We start from the raw sequence: 1,169 nt of genomic DNA, 5'->3' as shown, positions 1-1,169 counted from the left end.
CTCTAATACCAACCGTCATTGATCAGAACCCTTGCGCCCATTTGCGTCGACCGATCGACATGATCTTCCAGGGGCGATCCTGCAGTGTCCGCCAAGCGTAGCAGCAGTGATTGACGATATCCTCGTAGGATTTGAAGACGCGGTTGGAGAGCCAGTTATCTCTCATGAACTGCCAGATGTTTTCGACGGGGTTCAACTCGGGCGATTTGGGTGGCAGCGGCAGGATGGTGATGTTTTCGGGGACGAGGAGATTGTTGGACATATGCCATCCTGCTTGATCCATGATGAGGATGGCATGGGCACCCTCCGCGACGTTTCGGGAGATTTCGATCAAATGTTGGTTCATGGCGTGGGTATCGCACCACGGCATGACGAGGGCGGCGGCCTTGCCGTATTTGGGGCATATCGCCCCGAAGATGTACGCGGAGCGTGTGCGCTGGTCGTGCGGCGCTGATGGCCTTGATCCACGCTTGGCCCAGCGTCTTGTGATCTTGTTTTTCTGGCCTATCCGGGCTTCGTCTTGGTACCAGATTTCGATACTCCTGCCTTTGGCGGGGCCTGCAACGATCTCTGCCACAGCACTTGGAAAGTTTTTTTAAATGTCTCGGCGGCATCAGCATCCTGCGCATGGTGCCTGGGACGGGCGGAGAGTTTGCGGTAGCCCATGGCGCGCACTTCGCGGCCCAGGGTCTCTTCACTCACCGAAACCTGGAATTCTTCCCAGATCCATTGAGCCAGATCACACAGACGCCACCGAACCACGCCATCCAGATAAGGCGTAGGCCCGCGTTCAAGGGCGTGTGCCAAGGCCGCACGCTGGTCGTCGTTCAACAGTGACGGCTTGCCCGGAGCCTTACCGTTGATCAATCCGTCGGCACCGCGTGCGTTGAAGCGCACCACCCAGTCGCGAACGATCTGAACAGTCACGCTCCCGAGCCGAGCCGCATCGGCGCGAGAGCCGCCATCATAGATAGATGCAAGGGCGAGAAGACGCCGAACCTGGTCGGCATCTCTGGTCTGCCGAGCCAGAAGCCGCAACATCGCCCCATCAAAATCCGAACGTAAGGAAATGGCTGAACCCATCGCAAACCTCCTGTTTGCGTCATCGATTCAGATTCGGCGGTTTTTGGGAATTCCACGAGTCAAGATTAACGACGATTGGTATAAGC

1 protein-coding gene is annotated in these 1,169 nt (G+C 57.1%); it reads right to left on the bottom strand.

Translation table 11 applies throughout. The annotated features are described in order from the left end of the window. Positions 1-22 precede the first annotated feature (22 nt). Positions 23-1,083 (bottom strand): IS630 family transposase gene (locus tag IFT84_RS21235; protein WP_192122604.1). Its coding sequence is split into 2 segments (ribosomal slippage): positions 23-591 and positions 591-1,083, totalling 1,062 coding nucleotides; the frame shifts between segments, so codons are not numbered across the junction. Positions 1,084-1,169: the final 86 nt, after the last annotated feature.

The sequence above is a fragment of the Rhizobium sp. CFBP 8762 genome, from assembly GCF_014841565.1.
GTDB lineage: Bacteria > Pseudomonadota > Alphaproteobacteria > Rhizobiales > Rhizobiaceae > CFBP-8762.
Note: the sequence above shows the minus strand (reverse complement) of the source record. Positions and strands in the feature narration are given on the sequence as shown.